Raw genomic sequence first — 25,643 nt, forward strand, 5'->3', positions numbered from 1 at the left:
CCCATCAGGCCGCCTTTATCGGACATCCCATCTCGGCCGGCTTAGCAGAATTGCATGAATGATGGTTTTGGCCCGGAACATGGGTCATGCCGGGGAGGAAATATGGGCGATAAGCTCAAAGATAGGGCGCTCGAATATCACCGTGCCCAGCCAGCCGGTAAGCTGGCACTGCAGCCCACAAAGCCACTTGGCAACCAAAGTGATCTTGCGCTCGCCTACTCCCCCGGCGTTGCCTTTGCTTGTGAAGCCATCGTTGAAGACCCCAGTGCGGCCAGCACCTATACCAGCCGCGGCAATCTGGTGGCGGTCGTCACCAACGGCACGGCCGTGCTCGGCCTGGGCAATATTGGGCCGCTTGCCTCCAAACCCGTGATGGAAGGTAAGGCCGTACTGTTCAAAAAGTTTGCCGGCATCGATGCGATTGATATCGAGGTGGACGCCGCCGAGCCGGATAAGTTCTGCGATATCGTTGCGGCGCTGGAACCCAGCTTTGGCGCGATCAACCTGGAAGACATTAAGGCACCAGAGTGCTTTGTCGTGGAAGAGCACTTGCGCAAGCGCATGGGCATTCCGGTGTTCCACGATGATCAGCATGGGACCGCAATCATTGTTGGTGCCGCCGTTCTCAACTGGTCTCGACTGACCAAGCGTAAGCTTGAAGAGGTTAAGGTTGTGACCTCTGGCGCTGGTGCTGCCGCCATTGCCTGTCTCAACCTGCTGGTCGATATGGGCGTGAAGCTTGAGAACATCACGGCGACCGATATCGATGGTGTGCTGCATGCCGAGCGCCGCGACAGCCTGCATGAAAAGCAAGCCCGTTTTGCCCGCGAAACCGATCATCGAACCCTATCCGATGCGATTGGTGATGCCGATGTCTTCCTCGGCGTTTCTGCGCCAAAGGTGCTGAAGCAAGAGCATGTGAAGGCGATGGCAAAAGAGCCGCTGATCATGGCGCTCGCCAACCCAACACCGGAGATTATGCCGGAAGAGGTAAAAGAGGTGCGCGATGACGCTTACATCGCAACCGGCCGCACCGACTTCCCCAACCAGGTGAATAACGTCCTCTGCTTCCCGTTCATCTTCCGAGGCGCCCTCGATGTTGGCGCGACTGAGATCAATGAGGCGATGAAGCTGGCCTGTGTGGAGGCGATTGCCGATCTCGCGATGGTTGAGGCCAGCGAGGCTGTTGCTGCGGCTTACGGTGATGAGGCCATGGGCTTCGGTCCGCAATACCTGATCCCGAAGCCGTTTGACCCGCGCCTTGTCGGGCGGATTGCCATGGCGGTTGCCAAGGCGGCGATGGATAGCGGCGTTGCCACGCGTCCGATTGAAGATTTCGACCAATACGCCAATGAGCTGAACCGCTTCATGTTCAAATCTGGCTTGGTCATGACGCCTGTGTTCAGTAAGGCCAAGCAAGCCCCGCAACGTGTCGCCTATGCCGAGGGCGAGGATATGCGCGTCCTAAGGGCGGTGCAGCTGGCCGTTGATGATGGTCTTGCCGAGCCGATCCTCATTGGGCGGCGCAGTGTCGTGACCGACCGGATTGAGCGGCTTAACCTGAGAATTCGTGAAGGCGAGCATTTCGAGCTGGTCGATCCAGAGAGTGATCCACGGTTTCCGGAATATTGGGCCTCCTATCACAAGATTCTGGAGCGGCAGGGCATTACGCCAGCCCGTGCCCGGGAAGCGGTGCGTACCAACACGACGATCATTGGCTCCCTCATGCTGCGCAAGGGCGAAACGGACGCCATGATCTGTGGTGCCAAGGGGGGCTATCGTAAGCAACTCCATGATGTGCAGAGCGTCATCGGCCTGCGTAAGGGGCAGACGATCCCGGCGGCGCTTAGTGTTCTTGTCACCGGCTCCGGCACCTTCTTTATCTGTGATACGCAGATTAACGAGGACCCAAATGCCGCCCAGGTCGCCGAGATGACGATTGAGGCAGCGGAAGCGGTCCGGCAGTTCGGCATCACGCCAAAGGTTGCCTTGCTGTCGTTCTCAAACTTCGGCTCCCGATCCGGGCCGTCGGTTGAGAAGATGCAAGAGGCGCGGCGCCTGCTGCATGAAATTGCGCCGGATCTTGAGGTTGAGGGCGAGATGCATGCCGATCTGGCGCTGCAGGAAGACTTACGGGCACAGATCTTCCCGAACTCTCACCTAACCGGTGCGGCAAACCTGCTGGTGATGCCAAATCTGGATGCCGCTAATATTGGCTATAACCTGGTAAAATGCCTCGGAGATGCGCAACCGATCGGTCCGCTCTTGCTTGGCGTCGATAAACCAGCGCATATCCTCACCAGCTCAGCCACGGCGCGGACAATCTTAAATGTTACCGCGTTGGCCACCGTCGATGCCCAACAGCATTCAGGTGGGCCGGCCAAGCAGACACAACTATTCGGGGTTTGATCGCCATGATCGGGGCGGCGTCGTCGCTGCCCAAACACCAAGCTTAAGACTGAAATTAAGTCTACCAAGTCAGGGGGCGCCTGCGCCCAAACTCTAGGAACCCGGCATATGGCCGAACTCGACCTGCAGAAAGAACCGCGCATCAAGGAACCCGACATGCGCGAGGAGATCGAGGAAGCAGGCGAGGCCGATGAGTATGGCTTGGATGCGGAGGCGGTCCGCAAGGTCATCAAATGGCTTGATAAGGGTAAGCTCGACAAGGTTCGTGGGTTTATTGATGACCTGCATGAAGCCGATGAGGCTGACCTTATTGAGCAGATCGACCCGGAACACCGTCGTCAGCTGATTGATTGCCTGCGCCCTGGTATCGACCCGGAGGTTTTCGTCCATCTTCGCGGCTCAATCCGTGAAGAGCTGCTGAACTATCTTGAGCCTGATGAGATCGCCAAGACCATCGCTGAGCTTGATAGCGATGACGCGATTGAGCTGGTTGAGGACCTGGAAGAAGAGCGGCAGAAGGAAATTCTGGCCAAACTTTCAGACCAGATGCGGGCGCTGGTTGAGCAGGGCCTGACCTTCCCCGATGATAGTGCCGGCCGTTTGATCCAGCGGGAAGTCGTGGCGCTGCCCCAGTTTTGGACCGTTGGTAAGACCATCGACTACATGCGTGCGGCCCCGGACAGCCTGCCGGAAGACTTCTACAGCATCTATGTGGTTGACCCGTTGCACCGGGTTGTTGGATCGGTGCCGTTGAACAGCCTGGTCCGCACCCGCCGTTCGGTGAAGCTCGAACAGATTCAAGATTCTGAGATCCAGCCGATACCAGCAGAGATGGATCAGGAGGAAGTCGCCGACGTTTTCCGTCGTTATTCCCTCGTCTCCGCACCGGTGGTGGATGAGACGGGGCGCTTGTTGGGTGTGATTACCGTTGATGACATCGTCGACGTCATCGATGAAGAGGCCGAGGAAGATCTGTTGAAGCTCGGTGGTGTTGCCGAGAGCGATATCTACTCCGCCACCTGGCAGACGTTGAAGAGCCGCTTTGCCTGGTTGTCAGTTAACTTGCTAACCGCCGTCTTGGCCTCGGTTGTAATCGGTGTGTTTGAGGCAACCATTGATCAGGTTGTGGCCCTGGCCGTCCTAATGCCGATTGTGGCCAGCATGGGCGGCAATGCGGGGACCCAAACCCTAACCGTCGCGGTCCGTGCGCTTGCGATGAAGGAATTGTCGGCCAATACAGCCTGGCGGGTCATCGGTAAGGAAACCCTCGTCGCCAGTATCAACGGCTTTATCTTTGCCGTGGTTAGTGGGCTTGTCGCCTCGTTCTGGTTTGGTGATCCGGTGTTAGGCGGGGTAATTGCGCTCGCCATGATTGCCACCTTGGCCATTGCGGGCCTCTCTGGTGTTTTGATCCCGTTGACCCTCGATCGCCTTGGCGCTGACCCAGCGGTAGCGTCATCGGTCTTCCTCACCACCATCACCGATATCGTCGGCTTCTTTACCTTTTTGGGTCTCGCCGCCTGGATTCTGCTATAAGCCTTGCCGCAAGGTTTCTTTGGCTGTCGGCCCCAATATGGGTGGGCAGGCCGTTGTTTGCAGTTGAGTGCGAAGCATGAGTGATTGGGGTGAGGGCTACGTTACCGCCACCGATTATACGACGAACTTCTATTCCCCCCTGGCGCCGGAATCGATTGATCAGGTGGCCCTGTTTATGGGTAAGCGCCCGGCCAGGAAGGGTAAGGCATTCCGTTACTTTGAGTTGGGCTGCGGCACCGGCCTAACCTGCATCTTGCTGGCAGCAACCCACCCTGAGGCTGAGTTTGTCGCCAACGACTTCAACCCCGGCCACGTCGCGATCGCGCATGAGATTATTGAGGCGTTGGGCCTGACCAATATCACCATCACGGATCGCAGCTTTGCTGAGGTGCTGGCCGATACCCATGAGCCCTACGACTATATCATCGCCCACGGCATATATACTTGGGTGTCCCATGAGAACCGGGAATACGTCACCCAGTTCATCGGCAAGAACCTCAAGGTCGGCGGCTACTCACTCGTCTCTTACAACTGCGCGGGTGGCTGGTCGCAGCATGACATCCTCAACGTCATGTTCAAATCGATGCTGAAGGGCAAAGACCTCAGCGAGCCAAATCTGCCCAACCAAATCTTCGGCGAGATAAGCCAGCTATTCAGCCTGGATGAGGGGCTTCTCCAATCGAACAGCCCAACGGTGCAGTTCATGAACCGCCTCGGCGGCGGTGAGCATGACCCGCGCTACGTGATGCATGAGTTCGGCAATGACACGTGGGAGCCGGTCTATTCCCACACGCCGATTGAGCATATGGCGGGTAAGAAGCTCGATTACATCGGCCAGTCCAATGTGCTGGACAACATCCCGGTTACCGGCGTGCCCGCCAAGCTGCATCCGGTTCTAGAGGGGCGGCCGAAGCTTCAGCGCGAGATGCTGGTCGACTTTGCTATGGCCCGCATCTTCCGAAGCGATGTTTACGTGAAGGGGGCGATCAACCAAACGCCGGGCGCCCATCGGGCGGAGCTTGATAAGGCCAAGTTCTTCGCCGCCTATCCAGCTGAGCGCTATGACATGGCGGTTAAGGTGCCAACCGGTCAGATCGGTCTGGATGAGAAGGCATGCCGCAGCATTCTGGGCTTTGCCGGTGTCGATGGCTGTACGGGCGCTGAGCTGCGCCAGCATTGCGAGACGCTCGGCCTGGTCGATGATGGCTTTAGGGAGATTGTCGGCATCCTGGTGGGCGTCGGTTACCTGCGCCATGCCGCTGATGAGCCCGCGCCCGCTGATCATATGACCAACATTAATAAGCGGCTTTGCGCCATGGCATTGGATGGCCAGCGCTCGATCAACTATCTGCTCTCGCCGCGAACCCGGTCGACCTTGAAGGTCACCATGTTCGATCAGCTGTTCTTCCATACCGGTGAAACTGCCGATCTGGGCAAGCTAGTGGAGGCGGCCTTGGGTGAGATGACGGCCCGGAACATCCAGATCAGCGATGCCAAGGGCAATCCATTGGCTAGCGATCAGCTGCACAAAATGATTGAGGGCAATGCCGAGGCCTATATGCGTGACACCTTGCCAGTGCTGCACGCTCTTCATATCGTCGCTGCCAACACCTAACTGATAAACCGGCCATCGCTTGAATGGTCGATCCGCAATCGCGTCTGCTGGGGAGGAGACCAATGTCGAAAACCAATCATGATCCCGTTGTCATTGTTGGCGGCGCCCGCACGCCCATGGGTAGCTTCCAGGGCGATCTCGCCGATGTGAAGGCACCGGCGCTTGGTACCGATGCGATGCGGGAAGCGCTCGCCCGTGCCGGGGTAAAGGGTGATGAGGTTGATGAGGTGGTGATGGGCTGCGTCCTGCCCGCTGGCCTCGGCCAGGCGCCCGCGCGTCAGGCCTCACTGGGGGCCGGTATCCCAGAGGCTGTGGGTTGCACCACGATCAATAAGATGTGCGGCTCTGGCATGAAGGCGACCATGCTGGCCCATGACGGCATTCTGGCTGGCAGCAATGATATCGCAGTTGCCGGTGGGTTTGAGAGCATGACCAATGCCCCTTACCTGCTTGAGAAGGCACGCGGCGGCTATCGCATGGGGCATGGCAAGGTTTATGACCACATGTTCCTGGACGGGCTTGAGGATGCGTATGAGCCGGGCCGCCTCATGGGTACCTATGCCGAGGCGACAGCCCAGCATTATCAATTCACCCGTGAAGCGCAGGATGAGTTTGCGATCACCTCCCTCAACCGTGCCAAGCAGGCGGGTGAGGATGGCACCGCGGATAAGGAAATCATCCCGGTCACGCTAAAGACCCGAAAGGGTGAGGTGACCATCAGCCGTGATGAGCAGCCGTTTAAGGCCAATCTGGAGAAGATCCCACAGCTCCGCCCCGCCTTTGATAAGGACGGCACGGTGACGGCGGCCAACTCCAGCTCAATCTCCGATGGTGCTGCAGCACTGGTCCTGATGCGTCAGTCAGTGGCTGAGAAGCGGGGTGCTAAAATCCTCGCCAAGATCCATGGCCACGCAACCCATGCCCAGGCGCCAGCCTGGTTCACCACCGCGCCCATCGGTGCCATGGAGACGCTATTTGAGAAGGTGGGTTGGTCCGCTGGTGAGGTTGACCTTTATGAGGTCAACGAAGCCTTTGCCGTCGTTACCATGGCGGCGATGCGCGACCTGGATCTGCCCCATGACAAGGTGAATGTGCATGGCGGTGCCTGTGCCCTTGGCCACCCGGTTGGTGCCTCCGGCGCCCGGATCATCGTCACCCTGATGAACGCACTTGAGAAATACGACCTGACCAAGGGGGTCGCCTCCCTCTGCATCGGCGGGGGCGAAGCCACGGCCATCGCCATCGAACGGGTGAACTAGACCGATGCCGACAGTACTGATCACCGGTGCCAAGCGTGGTATCGGGCGTGGCTTGGTTGATCGTTTTCTTGAGCAGGGATGGGATGTCCTGGCCGCTGGTCGTGATGCCAGCTCAAGCCCACTAGCTGAATTAGACCGGGTTCGAACGGTCGATTTTGATGTAACCGATGAGGCTTCGATCAAGACCGCTGCCGCTTCACTAATCGGGGTGCCGATTGATCTGCTGATTAATAATGCCGGTGTCTTTGATGCCGATTACAGCAACCTTGCCGATGTCTCGGTTGAGCAATGGCAGCGTGACTTTGCCGTTAACACCATGGGGCCAGTTCTGGTCGCCCGTGCGTTTCTGCCCAACCTTCGAGCCGGTGGCCGGAAGCAGCTTGCGGTGATCTCTAGCACCATGGCCTCCATGGGCAAGAATGCCATGGGCTTCCATTACAGCTATCGCAGTACCAAGGCCGGGGTGAATGCCGCTTGGGTCAGCCTATCCCTTGATTTGGCTGATGATGATTTCACCTGCGTTGTCCTGTGCCCTGGTTGGGTTCGCACGGATATGGGCGGACCATCGGCAGCGCTTAGCGTTGAGGAGAGCACCGGCGGTCTGTTCAAAGTGCTGAACGGGTTAACGGCGGCGGATAATGGCCGATTCATCAATTATGCCGGTGAGGAAGTCGCCTGGTAGCGACTGCAAGGGAGTGGGGCTGCGCCCATGATACTGACTGAAGACCAGGAACTTATCCGGGAGACGGCCCGGCAGTTTGCCACGGACCGCCTAGCGCCCTTCGCCGCCGAATGGGACCGGGAGCATAGCTATCCCCGTGAAGCGCTGGCTGAGATGGCCGAGTTGGGTTTCCTGGGCATGGTGGTGCCAGAGGAATGGGATGGCGTTGGCGCTGATGCGGTTTCCTATGCGCTGGCTTTGGAAGAAGTAGCCGCTGGTGACGGTGCCACCTCAACCGTGATGAGTGTCCACAACTCCCCATGCTGTGCCGCGCTGGTCAAAAGTGGGACGACCGAGCAGAAGGAGCACTTCCTGAAGCCCATGGCGCGGGGTGAGATGGTTGGCTGCTTCTGTCTGACTGAGCCGCAGGCGGGTTCAGACGCCGCCGCGCTTAAAACTAAGGCTCAGCGTGACGGCAATCATTGGGTCCTGAACGGCGCGAAGCAATTCATCTCAACCGGTAAAAACGGCGATATCGCTCTCGTCTTCGCTGTGACCGATCCGGAAGCCGGGAAGAAGGGCATTAGTGCCTTCCTCGTCCCAACCGATACCGAGGGTTACAACGTGGCGCGGGTTGAGCGGAAGCTGGGCCAACATGCCTCTGACACCGCACAGATCGTCTTTGAGGATTGTCGGATTACGCCCGACATGATGCTGGGTGAGGAAGGTGAGGGTTATAAGATCGCGCTCGCCAATCTTGAAAGTGGCCGGATCGGTATTGCCGCCCAGTCAGTGGGAATGGCGCGGGCCGCACTGGACCTAGCGATCGCTTATGCCAAGGACCGGGAAAGCTTCGGCAAACCGATCTTTGATCATCAGGCAGTGAATTTCCGCCTTGCCGATATGGCGACGCAAGTGGAAGCCGCGCGCCAGCTTACCCTGCATGCCGCCGCGATGAAGGATGCAGGTCGTCCCTGCCTGAAAGAGGCCGCGATGGCCAAGCTGTTCGCCTCAGAGATTGCGGAGAAGGTCTGCTCAGATGCCATCCAGGTTCATGGTGGCTATGGCTATCTCGAGGACTTCCCGGTTGAGCGGATCTATCGCGATGTGCGTGTTTGCCAGATCTATGAAGGCACAAGTGATATCCAAAAGCTGATCATCGGTCGTCAATTGGCAGGCTGACCGGCAGCGGTTGCTGGTTTCAGCAGCTCGTCTAGATCAAACCGCCAGATCTCGGCCTCACGTTCGCGGCGAGTGATTGGGTTGCGCGCCTGAATGGCGGCGATCAGAACCCGACGATCATTGGTCCAATCCAGATCAATGATCTGATAGGCGTCACCTGTACGCCTAGACAGTTCGCCATGGTTGGTAAGTTGGTAAAGCGGGCCATCGGCAACCCTGATGAACAAATCCGTTGGCGTTTGCCATTCTTCCGCACCCAGCTGTCGCGCTGGGATTGATCGAGACGAGCTATAGACCATCACCTTACGTCCGCGATCCCGCAGCGCCGGGCCGACCCGATCAGGCGGTGAAAACTCAGACCGCCGTGGTCGCTCAATCAGCCCGTGGTCGATAACCCGTAGGCGGAATGTGCTGGTGCTGTCATAGAGCCGTTGGAACTTGTCGCCATTCGCAATCCGTGTGACCAAGCTTGTAATGCCTGAGGTGACAAGCCGTGGCTGTCCCTCCAGATCCTGACTGCCACCGGTTCTTGGTTGTGTCGACTTGATATTTGTTCTTGAGATCTTCCAGTTGAACCAGGGGTCCTGGCGTTGTCGCCCGCGGGCAAAGGCGCCAACTTGCGCCACTGCTTGGTCGTCCGCGGCGGGTAGAGCCCGTTCTGCAAATCGAATTTGTAGAGCGTTCAAGAACTGAGGGGAGACGGCGCCATGTCCCGGCGGGCTGATCCAGACTGGCTTGAACTCTCGCGTTTCAATGTTGAGGGCCCAAAGATCGTGATTCACTCCCCAATCTAAGCGTTCGCTCAATCGGCCGTCGGCAGCCGCATTCTCATTCAATCGCTGAACCACCACCGTCGTATTGGTCGGGTCAACGGTGGGGTTGCCCATAACTGCCCGAATACGCGGCTCGATGAAGCAGGTAAGGCAAAGCGGCAAGCGACCATCGATATACATGCGGTAGATATCGCGGTGACCAGTAATGCCGTTGAAGACCCGGTCATACACGATGGTTTCAGTTCCAGGCAGTCGTGGGTCGACAGGCGTGCTTATGTCAAAACGGCCACCACGATCGGTCAGTCTTTGTCTGGGGATTAGCCCCGCATCTGCCATTATCGGCTTGGCTGCTGCATCTGCAATGGCAGCGGGCATCAGTTTATCGACCCAGATGGGAACCCTTCTGCCCTGTCGGGATTCCCATCCGATAATGACGTTGTCGCCATCCTTTAATCGGCCAATCAGATTGATCGTTCGTTGATCCGATACGGGTTCAAGCCGGGTTGAGTTTGGGGCCGGTGGCGCCTCAAATCGAACCAGGGAACTTGAGCCCTCAACCTCGATGGCGAAGGTGTCCATTGCCTTGTTTAAGACGGCTCCTTCTGTCTCGCCACGTGCCGTAACTGTCTGATCTTGGGCAGAAATCGATGCTGCGCTGCCGAAATAGAAAAGCGCGAAAGCTAGTCCAAACGCGAATTTGCCTGCAACAGATATACGACACGCAGAGCTTTCATATTTTTTAGTCGAAAGAGCAGTTTTCTTCATTCTGTGTGCTTTGACGCTTTCGTAAGCTGCAACCAGCATTTAATCAGGCCAGTTGATGATCTCTCCTCCGATCGGCCCGATATTTCCGGTTCCAGACCCTAGGACATGCGCCGACGGTTTGTGATCCGAGCCCCCGCAAATGCTGGTGCTACTGGATTGGGAAAATCCGGGCGCGCCGCCCCTAAGGAGAGCACATGACATTCATACCCCGTCTTGATCGCAAGATGCAGCCCCTTGCGCCGGAAACCGGTAAGGCTGTGCTGCAACAGATCAACCGGCATTTCACTGCCCGCCCGATGGCGGTGAAGTCGACAGAACTGTCCTGGATGTCCCTGCCTTTCTATGACGACATGCTGCTTTATGCGGCCACCGATTATTCGGTGATCCCGGCACTCACCAAATATGTGTTGCGCCGTGGGACGGAAGTTTTCCCAATCGATTACACACCGACGCCAATCATGGCCGCCAACCAGAGTGCGCCACTGACGCTGACGAGTGATAATGCGGTTGAGTATCTGCGTTTCTTCACCCGCTTTGTTTGGCGGATGGGTGAGCCACAATGGCTGATTGAGAGCCCGGCCGACCTGCCGGCATTAAGCACCATGGCCGCCAGCGACCAGCGCCGCATTCAGGCGGCACTGCACCCGATCCGCATTCGCTCGGCAGGCGATGCCTTCCCGGATGGGTTTGTGATCGATGCCTGCTTTGTTAGCGGCACTACCTTGGTTTCTCGCCGCCTGCTGGTGCCAGCAGATGGCAATGTCCGGTCCGCGCCAGATCGCGTTCTGTTCGATGGTAAGCCGGTGACCATGGAGATGCAGATGCGGTAACGCGCCATCTCAAAACAAGTTCCAGCGTCTCCCCCGCTGTTGTCTTCGTCGCCAACGAATTTTGTAAATCCACGGTCAGGCACCACGCCGACCAAGCTTATGATTAGGGGATAACATGGCTGATTTTCGTCCACTTCTGGACCTCGCGGCAGAGGCTCCAAGCGATCCATACGCTGGATCGAACAGTGCAGGCGCCATCGCGGCGGCTGACGAGGACATGCATGCACAGTTGATGAACTTCTTGCATCCACGACGCCACCAACCAGAGATTGATTACGGGTCACCAGAGGCTTGGGGTGCCTTTGCCGATGATCAACCAATTCCAACCGCGTCAACCGCCAGCGTTGAGGGCACCGGTAATGGTGCAGCGGCCAAGGACAGCCAGAAGCTGATCGTTTGGGATGAGTTCGGTGCCAATAAGCGCCTGCCAACCAACAACCGCGACGGCAGCTTCCCTGGCAGCGGCCCATCAGACAGCAAGGATGAGGGCCCAGATGCTCCGGGTGATGAGGGCGAAGAGATGCCCAAGATGACCCAGGAAGGTGCTGTGGCAACGATCAATCGCTACATGGAAATCCTCAATAAGAGTGAGTCAGGTCGCGCCCTGGTTGAGATGGCGAAAGAGATGAACATCAAGTTCGCCATCGATATGCAGGCTGGTGTCTATGGCTACTACTCACCAGGCGAGAATCTGGTTGGCATCAACCCAACCGTTGATGAGGGACGTGCGGTTGCCACTTTGGCGCACGAGCTTCGCCACGCTTGGCAGTTCAAGAATGGCTTCAATACCAAGCTTGAGTTCAAGCCACGCGACAACATTTGGATGATGCGTGCGATGGAAGCTGATGCCGAAGCCAACGCCATTAAGTTGGCGGCAGAACTGGCCGAAGCGGGCTATCCAGCTGCACTGCAGTCCCACCTGAACAGTGAGTATGGTGACGAGGCCATGGCCTTCATCCACCAGGTTCAAGAAGACCCAACCTCACTTACCGATGGTCGTGCACAGCGTGCGGTGTTTGATCAGTGGTTCTCTAAGACCTGGCGCCGGGATGCTTACGATAAGCACTCCGTTGACTATCTTGAGCACTTCTCCTTCGCGCTTGAGCACAACAAGAAGACCAAAGGCTTCGATGAAGTTACGGTTGAGTGGCTGCGCGGCATGGGTGCCCAACCGGATGGCAGCAACTATCTGGACCCGAAAGACGGCTCCATGGATCTGGATGATGACTTCTACCGTGAAGGTATCGCCAGCCCGGTTGAAGATCGTCTTGAGCACATTGAGCGTCGTCTGGACGGTGTTAAGCGTGGACCGAACCGCCGCAATGGCGATGAGGCACCGCTTAAGATGCCACCACGTGGTGCGGCCAACGACGATCGTCTGCCTGGCGATGGCGGCCTGCCAATCGCGGCTGAACTTGGCAAGGATGGTGAGCCAAAGCCACCACGCCTTCTGCGGGCTGGCGGCATGGGCATGTAAGCCCAGTCAGAATAAACAGATAGTAGGGAAGGCGGCGCCAATGGTGGCCGCCTTCTTTCCTTTTCAGCTATCTGCCTTTACCTCTCACCTTATGAGATTAACCGGATCTAGAGTGCAGAGATGACGGACCGCGTTACCCTGGTTGAGGTGGGCCCGCGCGACGGCCTACAGAACGAACCAAAGCCGATTGATGCGGCGACTAAGATCACCTTGGTTGATCGACTGGCTGCCGCTGGGCTGCCCAGTGTTGAGGCTGGCGCCTTCGTGTCGCCGAAATGGGTGCCGCAGATGGCCGCCAGTGATGAGGTGATGCGCGGTATTCAACGGCATGAGGCTACAGATTACCCGGTGCTGGTCCCCAATCTCAAAGGCTTGGAGGCGGCTAAGACCGCAGACGCTGAGACCATCGCGATCTTCCTCGCGGCCTCTGAGAGCTTCTCCCAAAAGAATATCAACTGCTCAATCGATGAAAGTTTTGGCCGCGCCGCCGAGGTTATTGCCGGGGCGAGGGAGAGCGGGTTGCAGGTTCGGGCCTATATCTCTTGTGTGGTCGGCTGCCCTTATGAGGGGGCTATTGAACCCATCGCCGTTGCCAAAGTGGCCGCCCGGCTGGCCCGCTTGGAGGTGGCAGAGATTTCGTTGGGCGACACGATTGGGGTCGGTACCCCTGGTAGCGTTGGCACGATGCTGAAGGCGGTTCAGGATGCGGTGCCCAGCAGCACCAAACTGGCCGGGCATTTCCACGATACCTATGGTCAGTCTCTGGCCAATATCTTGACCGCGATGAATCTGGGCATTCGTACCTTCGATACCTCGGTGGCTGGCCTCGGCGGTTGCCCCTACGCGCCTGGTGCTAGCGGCAATGTGGCGACAGAGGATGTCATCTACATGCTGGAGGGCATGGGGATGGAGACGGGCGCTGACCTCGATCAGATTGTGGATATCGGCGACTGGATTTGCGGTGTAATCGGCCGATCTAATGGGTCTAAGGTTGCGGCGGCAAAGCTCGCCGCCCGTTGATATCGCTAGACCGAACATCACCCTATGCCCGTCAATCTCCTGCGCACCGCTGTTGGCTCCCGTTCTGTGGAGCATTTGAAGCAGATCCAAAAGCATCGCGGCTTTAGCTATGACGGTGAACCGGCCACCTGGGCCATGACCCGTCGGCGTCCAACCCGGGCGGATGAGATTATTGATCGCCAAGGTTCAATCTATTGGATCGTGCAGCGTTCACTCTGCATCCGGCAACCGGTTATCGACCTGCCGGTGGAGGAGGATGTTGAGGGCAAGACCTATTGCCGGATTGTCCTAGATCCCAACCTGGTGCTGGTGGAGCCGGTAACCCGCAAGCACATCCAGGGATGGCGCTATCTGGAAACCAAAGACACCCCGAAAGACCTGGCCCAGATCGATACCGGTAAAGGTGATGATCTGCCGGATCAGATGGTCGTGGAATTGCGTGAGCTGGGGCTGATGTAGCCCCAAATCAGCGCCTTAACGCCCGATAAACCCATATCCTGCTGGGAATATTCGCTGCTGCTACTGGTTGATTTCACCGGCGGCGCCATATCTGTCATCAGTTATAGACCTCAGACCATCGGTAATTTGCCGAGGAACGAACCGTAAGACCATGACCGATAGCGCCAATCCAAATCGCCCATTTAAGATCCCATCCGATCACCCGGCCGTGCCCGGCCCGAAAACCGGCGTGTTGCTGATTAATCTCGGAACCCCGGATGCGACCAGCTACTGGCCGATGCGCCGGTACCTGAAAGAGTTTTTGAGCGACCCACGGGTTATTGAGCTTAGCCCCTGGCTTTGGCAGCCGATCCTCAATCTCATCATTCTAACCACCCGCCCGGGCAAGAGCGGTGAGGCCTATGCCAGCATCTGGGATAAGGAAACCAATGAGAGCCCGCTGCGTCGGATTACGCGCGAGCAAACCGAGGCGCTAGCCGCGCGTTTGGCGCCGCTGGGTGACAATATCGAGGTCGAATGGGGCATGCGCTATGGCAACCCATCGATTAAGAGCCGGTTAGAGGCACTCAAAGAGAAGGGCTGTGACCGCATCGTGATGATGGCGCTCTATCCCCAGTACTCCGCCTCCACCATGGCGACGGCTTATGACAAGGCCTTCGATGCGCTAAAGAAGATGCGTTGGCAGCCAGCTGTGCGCACCATGGCGCCCTATCATGATGACCCGGTCTATGTTGAGGCGATTGCCAAATCATTGAACGATCATCTGGCAACCCTGGATTGGGAGCCGGAGGTAATCCTGTCCTCCTTCCACGGTGTGCCGAAGAGCTATCTGATGAAGGGCGATCCCTATCACTGCCAATGCGCGAAGTCGGCCCGGCTGATCCGCGAGCATCTGGGCATGGATAGTGAGAAGTTCAAACTGACCTTCCAGTCTCGCTTTGGCCCGCAGGAATGGCTGCAGCCCTATACCGATAAGACGATCGAGAAGCTGGCCCAGGAAGGTGTGAAGAAGATGGCGGTGATTACGCCGGGCTTCTCATCCGATTGTGTTGAGACCCTGGAAGAGATTGCCATCGAGGGGCATGAGATTTTTGAGGAGCATGGCGGCACCCATTACACGGTGGTGCCTTGCCTCAATCAGAGTGAGCCATCGATTGATCTAATGGTTCATCTCGCTAAGCAGGAATTGGCGGGCTGGGTGCCAGCTGACCAATTGGCCCTGGTGTCCGATAAGGCCAGTGATGTGGTCTCAATTGACGGTAGCGAACCGCAAGAGCCGCAAGCTAAGGCTGGCTGATCGGCCGCATGAGGCGCGGCAGCTGGCCTAGCGGCTTCATCCCCTGCGACATGAGCTGGCGGCGTAATGGGCCAACGGCCCCAATGCCGCGCAGCCCTAAGCGGCGAAGCTGATCCACGACCGGATTACGCCGGTGCACCATATCCGATAGTAGACTGATTGCGCCGCTGCGGCCGATGACGTCGAAGCGCCGGGCCCGGCGATAGCCGTCGGTGACATCCGGTCGGCCGGGATCGGCTCGGCCCGATGGCCCCAATAGATCAATCAAGACGGCAATATCGGCCAAGGTCGTGTTCAGACCCTGGGCCCCAATGGGTGCCAGCGCATGGGCCGCTTCCCCGACCAGCACGGCCCTCGAGGCTGATAGCCGTTGGGCGCGGAAGGGGCGAACCGGAAACCCCGATGGCTTACCCGCCTGCATAATCTTACCCAACCGCCCGCGTGTCGCATCCTCAACCAAGGTGCGAAGCGCTGGCTCCTCCATGGCACCGATCCAATTCATGCTGGCCTCATCACCGACCAGATTGATCGCGGATCGGTTGCCGGGCAGCGGGATGGTTGTTACCTGCCCGAAACCATCGGCCAGGGGGCCGTGAAACTCGTAAGAGATGCCGTCATGGCTAACCGCATGTTCGGTGTTGAAGACGAGGGCCATTTCCGTGGCGGCTCCCTTCACAACCCCGATGCGCAACATGTCCCGGCAAGCGGATCGTCGGCCGTCGGCTGCGACCAGTAGCTTTGGCTCAATCGTGTCCTGTGGTCCCTCGTCTGGGCCAATGCGAACCTGAAGATGCTGGTCCCGATGGCTGATGCCATGCACCGTGGTGCCGGGTAAGAGGGTGATGCCGTTCTGCTTTTTCAGCACGGCCATCAGCGTTGATTTCAACGCCTCATTCGGCACGTTTTGCGCAAACCATTCTTGGTCAATTTCGGCGGCATCAAAACGCTGATCCAGCGTGTTGCCGGTGCTGTCATCAATCAGCTGGAGGTAGCGAAGTGGCGCGCTTATCGGCTCAAGCTCCTGCCAGACGCCCAGTTGCTCAAGCATCCGGATGCCGCTCGCCATGATGGCCGTGGTGCGGGCATCACTCTTCACATTTGTGCGCTTGGCGGTCAGCGGGCCCGGGTCAACCAAGGTTACAGACCAACCGGCCTGGCAGGCCGCGAGGGCGGTCACAAGGCCAGCAGCACCGCCGCCAGCGACAAGGAGATCTGGTTGAGTGTCAGGCATGATGATGGGCTATCCGTCCAGGTTTCCGTCATCAATATAGAGACGGGACCCGGACGTATACCCATGGGTGTCTTGTCGCAGTTAACCGTTTAGAACCGGTAGGTAATGCCCACCGCCGCCAGGAACTGGCTGCTTGAGCCTTCATCATCGACAATTGGGCTGTCCGCAGCATCGCCGAGTAACTCGGTATAGCCAATGCGGGCCAGCGCGCCCCAGCTATCGTTGAAGTCATAGGTGAGGGTGGTACCGATACCGATATCCTTGAACCCGCTATCCGCCTCAAACACTGGCAGGCCGCTAAGCGCGGAGTTACCGGTATCGACGGTGAAGTAGGTATCCATATAATCGCTGCTGGCGAAGCTGGTGCTAACATCCAGGATCACGCCGAGCTTGGCAGTTGGTCGCCAGCTATAGGCCGCGCCAAAGCCGCCGACCAAACCCTCATGGGCGTCACTGACGTCTTGAAGGATGTCGACCTCAAACGACAGGCGGTCGCCGTCCAAGAGGTCGGGGGAGAGGTTGTAGCGGAAGAAGCCACCAACCTCGATTGCATCATCAATCTCCCGCAAGCGGGCAACCACATCATTATCGACATCATCATCGCGCCCGCCCCGGAAGTTGATCACCGGACCGGCATCAAAGCGACGGGAGGGTAACACATCGATGGCCGCACCCAGGCCGCGCAGCTCTAAGCCAAAGCCACGCCAATTGGCCTGACCAACCACAAGCGGGATCACGTCATAATCTTCGGACCCCTCATATTCCGGTGCGATGCCAACACCGGCACCGACAAAGCCAGAGGCATCTTCGGTGACAAAGCCGAACAAGGCATCACCGCGGGTGCTCTCATCATCGTTAGCGAGGGCAAGGGCAGGGGAAAGGGCGACCGTCGCGCTGATCGCAGCGGCGAGGAAAAGGGGGCGATTGGACATGGATTGGGTGGGGAAGCAACGTTGATCTGTACATACTAAGTTATACAGGCCTCTGCTGGCTGACCCTACTCGCGCGGGCGTGGAAAAAAGGTGTTTTATCATAGGGGTTTACCGGTTGGGTTGGATGGCTTGCTCGGCAATTCTCGAGGGTTTGCGATTGCCGAGTGGGGGATCACTGAACGGTGGCGTTGGCCGGTCCTTGCGATGACAGGTAGGCGGTGACCACCTGCATGATGTGATCTTCAATCTGCTGAGACGGGATCTCACGGTCGCTATAGACAACAAAGGCATGGACTAGGGCTTCGATGATGAAGGCGCTGGTGTTGATCTGATTGATCGCCTCGTCCTCAGTGTCCGCGTCACGCTGGGCTGGATCGCTTAAGCTATCCACCGCCTCGTGCAACGCCTGATAGAGGCGCGTCATGTCGTTTTCCGGATCGTTCTCGGTTCGCTGCTCAAGCGGGCCCACATGGGGGATCTCTTGCGATAGCACGCGATGCAACGCCGGATCCTTGCGGTGGGTCTTAATATCAGCCCGAACCAGCTGGCGGATTAGCTCCAGCGGTGGCAGATCCTTGGCCTCATCCAGCACGCTGACCAGCGCCACCCGCACATCACGTTGGTGCAGGCGCCGAAGCGCCATGACAATCGCTTCCTTATTGTCGAAGTAGTGGTAGAGCGTGCCGATTGAGACGCCGGCTCGCCGGGCCAACTCATTGGTATTAAAGCGGTTATAGCCTTGCTCGACCAAGATTTGGCCAGCAGCGCCCAAAATCGCATCGACGATCGCTTGCGATCGTTGGTTCTGCGGTTTCCGACGAAGTTCCTTCATTGAGAGCCCTACAAGATTATGTGGTGATCTTGCGTTGCTCTACGTGTGTAGGTTGATTTTGGTTCTGTAGAATTGCTCGAAATGGGCTCTAGTCGGTCGCCCAGCGCCGCTTTGCCTCATCATCACTGGCGCGTGCCTCAACCCAGCGGGTCTCACCTTCCGCGGTGGTTTCAGCCTTCCAAAACGGCGCCTCTGTCTTCAGGTAATCCATGATGAAGTCGCAAGCTTCAAAGGCGGCAGCGCGGTGGGCTGAGGTGGTGCCAACAAAGACAATTTGATCGCCGGGCGATAGGCGCCCAACCCGGTGAATGATTGTAACGTCGATGAGTGGCCAGCGCTCCCGCGCTTGCTGTTCAATGGCGTTGAGCGCCTTCTCTGTCATCCCGGGATAATGCTCGAGGGTAAGGTCGCTGACGCCGGTTCCTTCATTACGGTCACGGACTAGACCGATGAAGGTGGCGACCCCGCCTACATCCCGTCGCCCGTCGGTCAGGACCTTAATCTCAACGCCCGCGTCAAAATCAGCTTCGCCAACACGCACGGACATGGTGCTAGCCCCCGGTCACTGGTGGGAAGAAGGCCACCTCATCACCCGGTTTGACCGGGGTGGTTGCTTCGGCGAATTCTTGGTTCACGGCAGCCTTCAAGCCCTCGGGCTTGTTGAAGACCGCAGCATGGCTTTCTGAGCGTCCAGCCAATTGCGTCATCAAATCTGCGATGGTGGTGGCGCTATTGCTTAGCTCGACCGTTTCACCAGCCAGGTCTAGACGACTGCGCACCCAGGCAAAGTACTTGATGGTAATGGCAGTCTGGGCACTCACGATGCGGCCTCATCCCCGCTTAAGCTGGGCCAAGCCTGGCGCAGATAGTCGATGCCAGTCACGACGGTCATCAGTGCGGCAACCCAAAGCAACCCAATTGCGGACAGGGTAGCTGGCGTCCAGGCGGCTGACAGCAGGATCGCACCCGTTGCAACCAGTTGCATGGTCGTCTTCCACTTGGCGAGCGTTGTCACATGGATGACGAGGCTTCCAGCCAGGAACTCTCGCAGGCCGGAGATCACAAACTCCCGGGTCAGGATCAGATAGACGGCGAGGGTGTGCCAGCCCTCGATCAATCCCATGCCGATGAGTAGTGGCAGCATGACCCCAACCACGACCTTATCCGCAATCGGGTCCATAACCCGGCCAAAGGCGGATGCCATGTTGAACCGGCGGGCGATCCAGCCATCGAGAAAATCACTGACACTCATTAGGCAGAACAGGGCAAAGGCAATCCAGGCGCCATTCTCACCGCCATAGGCAAGCGCGAGGCCCAGCGGGATCATCGCCACCATCCGGCCAATGGTCAGTATGTTCGGTAAGGTCCACATAAGCCGGTGCCATAGCATGGGCACGGCGGGGCTGTAAGCCCTGGCGTTATCGCAGGGTCAGAGTCTTGCGCCGCGTGGTGCCTTCCGCGTGTTGTTGCGGCCTGACCGGCTCGGCGGCGGCAGCCTTGGGCTGGGCAGTTTCAACCGCTGGCTTTTTGGTTGGTGGGCCGCTGTGAATCATCTTGTGGCGGAAGTTTTTGATCATGTTGACCAAGGTCTCACGAAGCTCGGTCTGAACCGCCTTTGGTGCCACGCCAACGATGCCATTGCGGTCGTTGCGGTTGTTGATCTCAGGGAAAAAGCTGGCTGTCAGTGGTAGGCGCGCCACCCGATTAGCCTGGATCATAAAGGCACGATCCTGACCCATCTTGCGCGCCTCTTATTCCGTAAACTGCTTGAAGCCGAGCGTGCCCTCATTCTGGCGCATCCAGTTTTCAGAACTGGTGGTGTAGAGCACGAGGGCGGTTGGATTGTCGGGATCGGTGGTGCGGTCAATACCAGCCACATACCCAATCCGGCGTTCGCCCGGACGGGTCGGTGCTTCCTTGTAAGGGAAGTTGGTGCGTACGAATTGCCCTTCGGCGTACGGCACTCTCATAAAGCGGTGTCCTCACCCTGCGGTCCATTGAGCAGCTCGTTAAACAACGCTTTCCGCTCTTCATAATCCTCAAGGCTTTCACCGCGATCGCGGTCGGGGACAAATGGTTGCCCGGCCACGGCATCGATGACGACAATCTCTGGTGCCTCTTCAGCCGGTAGTTTTCCGTCTGCTTGAAGCTCTGCCAAATCCTTGCCGATCAGAACTTGAAGGTAAGCGGTAAGCGACTGACCATGGGCCCTTGCCGCTGTTTTTGCTCTCTCAACAGTTTCCGCTGGCAGTAAGATCGAAACAGATTTTGTCATAACCCTGAACCGCTTGGTTAAGCCCAAACGACATCATGAGTTACTCATATGCGCAAGAAAGAACTAAATTTTTTTGGGTAAACCGGCTTAAAGTTACGCGGCATTTTCAGGGGGCTTTTCACATCTTCTCAGACCCTGATAATGCTTGCCCAGCGGCGGTGACGGGTGTTACCGCGGCTCTACCGCTTCGTAGATGATTGATTGCAATTATGGTCGCATTCCTGCGCGACAAACTTTTCGGCAAATCTAAGCCCCCAGCCACTAAAACCTCGGCCCTCCAGAATGATGGTTTTGTCATTCGCCAGGATCAGGATTTCGACCGGTTCGTGGTTGGCATTGTTGGCATTCCCCGATCTGGCACCTCCATGACCGCTGGTTGTCTTGCCACGCTTGGCATTCCCATGGGGGATAAGCTCGACCGCGCGGTTTATGAGGATTTCGCGGTCTCCGCCCTGATTGAGAAGGGCGATATGGCGGCAATCACCGAGTTCGCCAACGCGCAGAGTGAGACGCATCTAGTCTGGGGCTGGAAACTACCCATGGGCTATCAGCGCCTCGATTTACTGGCTGAGGCGATCCCGCAGATGAAGCTGATTGCCATGTATCGCGACCCTCTCGCGATCACGGAACGCAATCGCATCTCCATGGATATGGAGACTGAGAAGACCCTGCGCTGGGCGGCAGAGGAAACCGTAGCCTTTACCGATGCGGTTTTGAAGTATCCGGGCCCGACAGCGCTTGTGTCCTACGAGAAAGCCTTACTGGACCCAGAGGGGTTCATTGATCGCTTGCTCGGTTACCTGCGATGTCCGGTTGATCATGAAACACGGCAGGCGGCGGCCGCCACGATTGAGAATGGCAACGCCGAATATGTCATGTCATCGCGCCCACGACAGATTGACGGCTATCTTGATGCGATTAAGGGCAATCGCATCAACGGGTGGGCGTTCGACCCTGAGCGGAAGCTTGAGGTGGATGTGTTCGTCAACGGTCGCACGATCACGCGTTTGACAGCGGATAGTTACCGGGCCGATCTGGCGCGCAACGGCAAGGGCGATGGCCATTGTGCCTTCGAATACAGCTTCGAATTCCCGATTTCCGTGAAGGATGACGTCCGGGTGGCTGTCGATGGTGAGGTGCTGCCCCTGCTTCGGGATGAGCGGCGTTAGGTACCCCAACACAGTCTGATCACGAAAACCTCACGCGTTCATCACCACTTGCTAACAAACCCGTCAGACCATGTGTTTGGCCATCTTTAGCTGGGTCGTCCATATCAGCGTCATCCCGCAGCCGATGCTGCGCGCTTTTATGAAGAGGAACCCGAGAGATGAATACGACTACTGTTGATCAGATTGATAACGCCGTTGATGCGGCCCCCGCCGCTGACGGCTTTAAGTTCGCGGGCTTTGATCTGCCTGCACTAACCTTACGCACTTTTATTGTCACGATTATCGCCGGCTCTGTGGCCACGATCTTCTTTGACCTGTTTGGTCAGGCGCTCTCGCCCATGGCCGGGTTTGCCAAGCTGGCGCCGGTGCCGCTGGCGACCCAGACTTGGGGTGTTGTGTTTGGTGAAACCTATCGCCCAGGCGGTCACCTGCTGCACTACATTGCTGGTCTGATTGCCTACCCAGTTGGCTGGCTGTTTATCTGGGAGCCGATTGTGAAGCGTGTGGCACCGTTCGTTCCATGGCTGCTGTCATCGATCGTCTATGGCGTCGCCCTTTGGGTCTTTGCCCTGTACTTCATGGCGCATCTGGTTGCCGGTAACCCACCATTCCTGAACTTCACCGGGATCACCTATGTGGCGCTGGTCGGGCACATCTTGTTCGCTGTCGTTGCCGCCGCTGTCTATCGCTACGAGTTCGCGATTAAGCGCTAAGCCAAAGCATATAATCAGGTTGAAGGGCCGGTGCCGTTGCGCTGGCCCTTTTGCTATTCCGGATGACCGTGGAAGTGGTCGTAGATCTTCTTCGCCACCGTCTTGCTGATCCCCTCAACACTCTCAAGATCGCTCAAACCCGCACGTTTGACTGAGCGGGCAGAGCCGAAATGGAGCAGTAGGGCGCGTTTGCGCGATGGCCCAATGCCGGGGATGTCATCCAGGGGCGACTGGCTAATCTTGTTCTGCCGCCGGGCGCGGTGGCTGCCGATGGCGAAGCGGTGGGCTTCATCCCGCAGGCGCTGAACGAAGAACAGCACCGGATCATTAATCGGTAGTTGGAATGGGGCCTTATTCGGCAGGAAGAACTTCTCTCGCCCCGCATTGCGATCAGGGCCTTTAGCAACGCTGACTAAGGGTAGGTCAGTGATGCCCAACTCCTCCAACACGCCCATCACAGCGTTCAGCTGGCCGAGACCCCCATCGATGATGACCAGATTTGGCCACTGGCCTTGAGTACGGTCAGGGTCTTCCTTTTGTGCGCGGCTGAAGCGGCGCTGCATGACCTCACGCATCATGCCGTAATCATCGCCCGGCTCTAGCTCTTGGTCTTTTATGTTGAACTTGCGGTAGCTGTTCTTGGTAAAGCCCTCGGGCCCAGCCACGATCATACCGCCCACCGCATCGGTCCCGCTGATGTGGGAGTTATCGTAAACCTCGATCCGCTCTGGCGGCTGTTCCAGGTCCAGCAACTCGGCCAAGCCTTCAAGCAGGCGGCGTTGGGAGGCGCTTTCTGCCAATCGGCGGGCGAGGGCATCCTTGGCATTGGTCAGCGCCCGGTCGACCAGCTTACGCTTGTCGCCCCGTTGGGGGGCCGTGACCTCAACCTTATACCCGGCACGCATGGATAGGGCCTCGGTCAGCAGTTCTGTCTCGCTTGGCTCCTCCGACAGCAGCAGGCGCTTTGGCGCCGGTTTGTTGTCGTAGAACTGGGCGATAAAGGCCGCCAGGACGTCGGCTGTGCTCTCATCCTTATCATGCGCTGGGAAGTAGGCCCGGTTGCCGTAGTTCTGGCCTGAGCGGAAGAAGAAGACCTGGATGCAGGTCTCACCACCCTGCTGGGCAAGGGCGTGGATGTCTGCATCGCCCAGGCCAGGCACATTGACCTCCTGATGCGATTGGATGGCTGTCAGCGCGCGAATACGGTCGCGGAAGCGGGCGGCCACCTCGAACTCTAGGTTCTCCGATGCCTTCTGCATTTCAGCGGCAAAGAATTCTTGGGCAGCGCGGCTCTCACCACTCAAGAACGATTTCGCCAGCTTTACCTGCTCCGCATACTCATCCTTGGTCACGTAATCAACGCAGGGGCCGGAGCAGCGTTTGATGTGGTACTGCAGGCAAGGCCGGGTGCGGGTTGAGAAGACATGGTCCGTGCAGTTGCGCAGCAGGAACGCCCGCTGCATGGCGGCGATGGTCCGGTCCACCGTGCCAGCAGAGGCAAAGGGGCCGTAATAGTCGCCTTCCTTAGCGCGGCTGCCCCGATGCTTACGGATCTGTGGGAAGTCGTGGTCACCGGTCAGTAGGATGAACGGGAAGCTCTTATCGTCGCGCAGCAGGATGTTGAAGCGTGGGCGGAACCGCTTGATCAGGTTGCTCTCAAGCAGCAGCGCCTCAACCTCGGTATGGGTGGTGACGATCTCCATCCGGTGGGTCTCAGCCACCATGCGTCGCAACCGGTTCGGCAGCTTGTTTACATGGGTGTAGGTGATGACCCGTTTTTTCAGGCTGCGCGCCTTACCGACATAGAGCACCTCCTCATGGGCATCGATCATCCGATAGACGCCGGGGCTGTCGGGTAACCGCTTGGCCGTGTCACGAATAACCTCCTGACCATGGGTAAGACTCACCACCGGGCGTGTCGCTTTGTCAGCCCTGGTTTCGGTCTCTTGATCGTTGGGGGTTGAGGTCATCTGATCGGCAGCCTCGCGGCTGGCTCCTTCATGTATGTGTTCGGCAGTGCTCTTGACCTATTGGGAAGCTATTTTCGGCCTGGATCACGGAAATTAACGGTTTAGTTACTAATCCACGGATTTTGTGGATAAGTCTGTTGAATACGCTGGGGGAGAGGCCCCGAACCCGCGCAAACCCTGACAATTGCCATTATTGCCCATTTTTTAGTCACTTTAGCTAAGTTATTGATATTTCGAAATAAAGATATGTCAGAATTGTCATATTTCGGCATGGTCATGAAAGACAGACCCCCAAACCAAAGCATTTCTTCCGAAAATCGCCCGTGTGCACAACTTGACGGTTCAGACGCGATATTGCAGGCGCGTTTCGCAGGCGCGAGGTGAAATCTGCCAAGTGTCTGGCTTGTAAGGGGAAACCAAATTTGGTGGGCGGTATTGATCATTCAAATGCCTTAGCTGGGCAGTTTCATCGCGCGGCCATGGGGCACCCAACCAAGATGCGCACCCCCGTCCAATGACAGCATCTGACCGGTGAATGAACGAGCCTCAAGCATGAAGCCAATGGCCGAGTCGAACTCGGCCTCAGATGGTGCCCGGGCCAGCGGCAAGGTCTCAACCGACCGCTCAAACGCCTCTTGGGTATGACCGGGTGCCACCAGGGTAGGGCCAGGGCCAATGGCATTGACCCGAATGCTCGGCGCGAGGTCGAGGGCCATGGCTTGGGTTAAATACCAAAGGCTGGCTTTGGATGCGGAGTAGCTGATGAAGTGCTGATTGGGCCGATGCATCTTTGAATCGATGATGTTGACGATCAGATTGTTGGCCTGCTCATTCGCTTGGTTGCTGACCTGGGCGGCGAAGGCTTGGCTTAGCTTGGTCGGGGCAAACAGGTTAATGGCCTGATGGCGATCCCAGCTCTCATCGGTGAGGCTTTCGGTGCGATCACGCTCAAAGATAGCGGCTGAATTCACCAGGGATTGCCAGCTCGCCACCCCCTCCATGGCTTCGATCAGTGATTGGACGCCATACCGCTCTTCCAAATCCGCTTGAATGGGGGTGGCGCTGCCGCCAGCCTGCTCGATCTCCTGGGCGGTTTTCCCAACCTCATCGCCATCGGTCCGGTAATGCATGGCCACATGCCATCCACGCCTGGCATAGGCGAGGGCGATAAAGCGCCCGATGCGACGTGCGGCGCCGGTCACCAGGACGGTGGGCTGCTCTGCCATGGTGGTTGTCCT

General features: G+C 57.8%; 25 protein-coding genes. 13 read left to right on the forward strand and 12 right to left on the reverse strand.

Annotated elements, in window-relative coordinates:
• The first annotated feature begins 102 nt into the window (after positions 1–102).
• From KI792_02855 to KI792_02880, 6 genes are all read left to right on the forward strand, one after another.
• Complete coding sequence (locus KI792_02855; protein MBV6631953.1) at positions 103–2,409, forward strand: NADP-dependent malic enzyme; 2,307 nt, start codon at positions 103–105, stop codon at positions 2,407–2,409.
• A gap of 156 nt (positions 2,410–2,565) precedes the next feature.
• Entirely contained in the window at positions 2,566–3,945 is a 1,380-nt protein-coding gene (gene mgtE / locus KI792_02860; GenBank protein ID MBV6631954.1) for a magnesium transporter, read from the forward strand.
• A gap of 76 nt (positions 3,946–4,021) precedes the next feature.
• Positions 4,022–5,560 (forward strand): class I SAM-dependent methyltransferase, encoded by a 1,539-nt coding sequence (locus tag KI792_02865; GenBank protein MBV6631955.1) that lies wholly within the window; start codon positions 4,022–4,024, stop codon positions 5,558–5,560.
• Between the two features lie 62 nt (positions 5,561–5,622).
• The gene (locus KI792_02870) at positions 5,623–6,819 is read left to right on the forward strand and encodes an acetyl-CoA C-acyltransferase (GenBank protein ID MBV6631956.1); all 1,197 of its coding nucleotides are present in this window, start codon (positions 5,623–5,625) and stop codon (positions 6,817–6,819) included.
• A gap of 4 nt (positions 6,820–6,823) precedes the next feature.
• Entirely contained in the window at positions 6,824–7,501 is a 678-nt protein-coding gene (locus KI792_02875; protein MBV6631957.1) for an SDR family oxidoreductase, read from the forward strand.
• 27 nt (positions 7,502–7,528) lie between these two features.
• The gene (locus KI792_02880) at positions 7,529–8,662 is read left to right on the forward strand and encodes an acyl-CoA dehydrogenase family protein (GenBank protein ID MBV6631958.1); all 1,134 of its coding nucleotides are present in this window, start codon (positions 7,529–7,531) and stop codon (positions 8,660–8,662) included.
• On the opposite strand, the gene KI792_02885 is transcribed toward KI792_02880, so the two are convergent.
• Positions 8,647–10,014: a hypothetical protein gene (locus KI792_02885; protein ID MBV6631959.1), complete on the reverse strand. Its 1,368-nt coding sequence runs from the start codon at positions 10,012–10,014 to the stop codon at positions 8,647–8,649. The genes KI792_02880 and KI792_02885 overlap by 16 nt on opposite strands.
• 380 nt (positions 10,015–10,394) lie before the next feature.
• Between KI792_02885 and KI792_02890 the strand changes: the two genes are divergently transcribed.
• The 5 genes from KI792_02890 to hemH all read left to right on the forward strand — a co-directional run bounded on the left by KI792_02890 (position 10,395) and on the right by hemH (position 15,283).
• The gene (locus KI792_02890; GenBank protein ID MBV6631960.1) at positions 10,395–11,030 is read left to right on the forward strand and encodes a hypothetical protein; all 636 of its coding nucleotides are present in this window, start codon (positions 10,395–10,397) and stop codon (positions 11,028–11,030) included.
• Between the two features lie 115 nt (positions 11,031–11,145).
• On the forward strand, positions 11,146–12,507 hold the full coding sequence (locus KI792_02895; protein ID MBV6631961.1) for a hypothetical protein: 1,362 nt from the start codon (positions 11,146–11,148) through the stop codon (positions 12,505–12,507).
• Positions 12,508–12,627: 120 nt separating this feature from the next.
• Positions 12,628–13,527 (forward strand): hydroxymethylglutaryl-CoA lyase, encoded by a 900-nt coding sequence (locus KI792_02900; GenBank protein ID MBV6631962.1) that lies wholly within the window; start codon positions 12,628–12,630, stop codon positions 13,525–13,527.
• 24 nt (positions 13,528–13,551) lie between these two features.
• The gene (locus KI792_02905) at positions 13,552–13,986 is read left to right on the forward strand and encodes a DUF1489 domain-containing protein (protein ID MBV6631963.1); all 435 of its coding nucleotides are present in this window, start codon (positions 13,552–13,554) and stop codon (positions 13,984–13,986) included.
• Between the two features lie 151 nt (positions 13,987–14,137).
• Positions 14,138–15,283: a ferrochelatase gene (gene hemH / locus KI792_02910; protein ID MBV6631964.1), complete on the forward strand. Its 1,146-nt coding sequence runs from the start codon at positions 14,138–14,140 to the stop codon at positions 15,281–15,283.
• On the opposite strand, the gene KI792_02915 is transcribed toward hemH, so the two are convergent.
• From KI792_02915 to KI792_02955, 9 genes are all read right to left on the reverse strand, one after another.
• Positions 15,270–16,514, reverse strand: coding sequence for an FAD-dependent monooxygenase (locus KI792_02915; GenBank protein MBV6631965.1), 1,245 nt, complete (start codon positions 16,512–16,514; stop codon positions 15,270–15,272). The two genes, hemH and KI792_02915, sit on opposite strands and share 14 nt — an antisense overlap.
• Positions 16,515–16,603: 89 nt before the next feature.
• Positions 16,604–17,446, reverse strand: a complete 843-nt coding sequence (locus tag KI792_02920; protein MBV6631966.1) for a MipA/OmpV family protein — start codon at positions 17,444–17,446, stop codon at positions 16,604–16,606.
• A gap of 172 nt (positions 17,447–17,618) precedes the next feature.
• On the reverse strand, positions 17,619–18,278 hold the full coding sequence (locus tag KI792_02925; protein ID MBV6631967.1) for a TetR/AcrR family transcriptional regulator: 660 nt from the start codon (positions 18,276–18,278) through the stop codon (positions 17,619–17,621).
• 88 nt (positions 18,279–18,366) lie between these two features.
• Positions 18,367–18,825: a molybdopterin synthase catalytic subunit MoaE gene (gene moaE / locus KI792_02930; protein ID MBV6631968.1), complete on the reverse strand. Its 459-nt coding sequence runs from the start codon at positions 18,823–18,825 to the stop codon at positions 18,367–18,369.
• Positions 18,826–18,829: 4 nt separating this feature from the next.
• Positions 18,830–19,099: a molybdopterin converting factor subunit 1 gene (gene moaD / locus KI792_02935; GenBank protein MBV6631969.1), complete on the reverse strand. Its 270-nt coding sequence runs from the start codon at positions 19,097–19,099 to the stop codon at positions 18,830–18,832.
• The gene (pgsA, locus tag KI792_02940) at positions 19,096–19,650 is read right to left on the reverse strand and encodes a CDP-diacylglycerol--glycerol-3-phosphate 3-phosphatidyltransferase (protein MBV6631970.1); all 555 of its coding nucleotides are present in this window, start codon (positions 19,648–19,650) and stop codon (positions 19,096–19,098) included. Before pgsA ends, moaD begins: the two co-directional genes overlap by 4 nt.
• A 46-nt stretch (positions 19,651–19,696) precedes the next feature.
• Complete coding sequence (locus KI792_02945) at positions 19,697–20,017, reverse strand: hypothetical protein (GenBank protein ID MBV6631971.1); 321 nt, start codon at positions 20,015–20,017, stop codon at positions 19,697–19,699.
• 12 nt (positions 20,018–20,029) lie between these two features.
• On the reverse strand, positions 20,030–20,248 hold the full coding sequence (locus KI792_02950) for a hypothetical protein (protein ID MBV6631972.1): 219 nt from the start codon (positions 20,246–20,248) through the stop codon (positions 20,030–20,032).
• A complete protein-coding gene (locus tag KI792_02955; protein MBV6631973.1) occupies positions 20,245–20,553 on the reverse strand; it encodes a hypothetical protein in 309 nt (102 codons plus the stop codon). Before KI792_02955 ends, KI792_02950 begins: the two co-directional genes overlap by 4 nt.
• A 209-nt stretch (positions 20,554–20,762) precedes the next feature.
• Between KI792_02955 and KI792_02960 the strand changes: the two genes are divergently transcribed.
• Together KI792_02960 and KI792_02965 are read left to right on the forward strand one after the other, a co-directional pair.
• Positions 20,763–21,722: a sulfotransferase gene (locus KI792_02960; protein ID MBV6631974.1), complete on the forward strand. Its 960-nt coding sequence runs from the start codon at positions 20,763–20,765 to the stop codon at positions 21,720–21,722.
• Between the two features lie 242 nt (positions 21,723–21,964).
• On the forward strand, positions 21,965–22,435 hold the full coding sequence (locus tag KI792_02965; GenBank protein ID MBV6631975.1) for a hypothetical protein: 471 nt from the start codon (positions 21,965–21,967) through the stop codon (positions 22,433–22,435).
• Between the two features lie 53 nt (positions 22,436–22,488).
• On the opposite strand, the gene uvrC is transcribed toward KI792_02965, so the two are convergent.
• Entirely contained in the window at positions 22,489–24,405 is a 1,917-nt protein-coding gene (gene uvrC / locus KI792_02970) for an excinuclease ABC subunit UvrC (protein MBV6631976.1), read from the reverse strand.
• A gap of 452 nt (positions 24,406–24,857) precedes the next feature.
• Positions 24,858–25,631 (reverse strand): SDR family NAD(P)-dependent oxidoreductase, encoded by a 774-nt coding sequence (locus KI792_02975; protein ID MBV6631977.1) that lies wholly within the window; start codon positions 25,629–25,631, stop codon positions 24,858–24,860.
• Between the last annotated feature and the right edge of the window lie 12 nt (positions 25,632–25,643).

The organism is Alphaproteobacteria bacterium SS10, assembly GCA_019192455.1.
Taxonomy (GTDB): Bacteria; Pseudomonadota; Alphaproteobacteria; order TMED2; family TMED2; genus TMED2.

What these genes read in the sequence shown, in the direction of transcription:
- KI792_02855 (MBV6631953.1), top strand. Translation starts at nt 103, where the DNA reads ATGGGCGATAAGCTCAAAGATAGGGCGCTCGAATATCACCGTGCCCAG.
- mgtE (MBV6631954.1), top strand. Translation starts at nt 2,566, where the DNA reads ATGCGCGAGGAGATCGAGGAAGCAGGCGAGGCCGATGAGTATGGCTTG.
- KI792_02865 (MBV6631955.1), top strand. Translation starts at nt 4,022, where the DNA reads ATGAGTGATTGGGGTGAGGGCTACGTTACCGCCACCGATTATACGACG.
- KI792_02870 (MBV6631956.1), top strand. Translation starts at nt 5,623, where the DNA reads ATGTCGAAAACCAATCATGATCCCGTTGTCATTGTTGGCGGCGCCCGC.
- KI792_02875 (MBV6631957.1), top strand. Translation starts at nt 6,824, where the DNA reads ATGCCGACAGTACTGATCACCGGTGCCAAGCGTGGTATCGGGCGTGGC.
- KI792_02880 (MBV6631958.1), top strand. Translation starts at nt 7,529, where the DNA reads ATGATACTGACTGAAGACCAGGAACTTATCCGGGAGACGGCCCGGCAG.
- KI792_02885 (MBV6631959.1), bottom strand. Translation starts at nt 10,014, where the DNA reads ATGGACACCTTCGCCATCGAGGTTGAGGGCTCAAGTTCCCTGGTTCGA.
- KI792_02890 (MBV6631960.1), top strand. Translation starts at nt 10,395, where the DNA reads ATGACATTCATACCCCGTCTTGATCGCAAGATGCAGCCCCTTGCGCCG.
- KI792_02895 (MBV6631961.1), top strand. Translation starts at nt 11,146, where the DNA reads ATGGCTGATTTTCGTCCACTTCTGGACCTCGCGGCAGAGGCTCCAAGC.
- KI792_02900 (MBV6631962.1), top strand. Translation starts at nt 12,628, where the DNA reads ATGACGGACCGCGTTACCCTGGTTGAGGTGGGCCCGCGCGACGGCCTA.
- KI792_02905 (MBV6631963.1), top strand. Translation starts at nt 13,552, where the DNA reads ATGCCCGTCAATCTCCTGCGCACCGCTGTTGGCTCCCGTTCTGTGGAG.
- hemH (MBV6631964.1), top strand. Translation starts at nt 14,138, where the DNA reads ATGACCGATAGCGCCAATCCAAATCGCCCATTTAAGATCCCATCCGAT.
- KI792_02915 (MBV6631965.1), bottom strand. Translation starts at nt 16,514, where the DNA reads ATGCCTGACACTCAACCAGATCTCCTTGTCGCTGGCGGCGGTGCTGCT.
- KI792_02920 (MBV6631966.1), bottom strand. Translation starts at nt 17,446, where the DNA reads ATGTCCAATCGCCCCCTTTTCCTCGCCGCTGCGATCAGCGCGACGGTC.
- KI792_02925 (MBV6631967.1), bottom strand. Translation starts at nt 18,278, where the DNA reads ATGAAGGAACTTCGTCGGAAACCGCAGAACCAACGATCGCAAGCGATC.
- moaE (MBV6631968.1), bottom strand. Translation starts at nt 18,825, where the DNA reads ATGTCCGTGCGTGTTGGCGAAGCTGATTTTGACGCGGGCGTTGAGATT.
- pgsA (MBV6631970.1), bottom strand. Translation starts at nt 19,650, where the DNA reads ATGTGGACCTTACCGAACATACTGACCATTGGCCGGATGGTGGCGATG.
- KI792_02945 (MBV6631971.1), bottom strand. Translation starts at nt 20,017, where the DNA reads ATGGGTCAGGATCGTGCCTTTATGATCCAGGCTAATCGGGTGGCGCGC.
- KI792_02950 (MBV6631972.1), bottom strand. Translation starts at nt 20,248, where the DNA reads ATGAGAGTGCCGTACGCCGAAGGGCAATTCGTACGCACCAACTTCCCT.
- KI792_02955 (MBV6631973.1), bottom strand. Translation starts at nt 20,553, where the DNA reads ATGACAAAATCTGTTTCGATCTTACTGCCAGCGGAAACTGTTGAGAGA.
- KI792_02960 (MBV6631974.1), top strand. Translation starts at nt 20,763, where the DNA reads ATGGTCGCATTCCTGCGCGACAAACTTTTCGGCAAATCTAAGCCCCCA.
- uvrC (MBV6631976.1), bottom strand. Translation starts at nt 24,405, where the DNA reads ATGACCTCAACCCCCAACGATCAAGAGACCGAAACCAGGGCTGACAAA.
- KI792_02975 (MBV6631977.1), bottom strand. Translation starts at nt 25,631, where the DNA reads ATGGCAGAGCAGCCCACCGTCCTGGTGACCGGCGCCGCACGTCGCATC.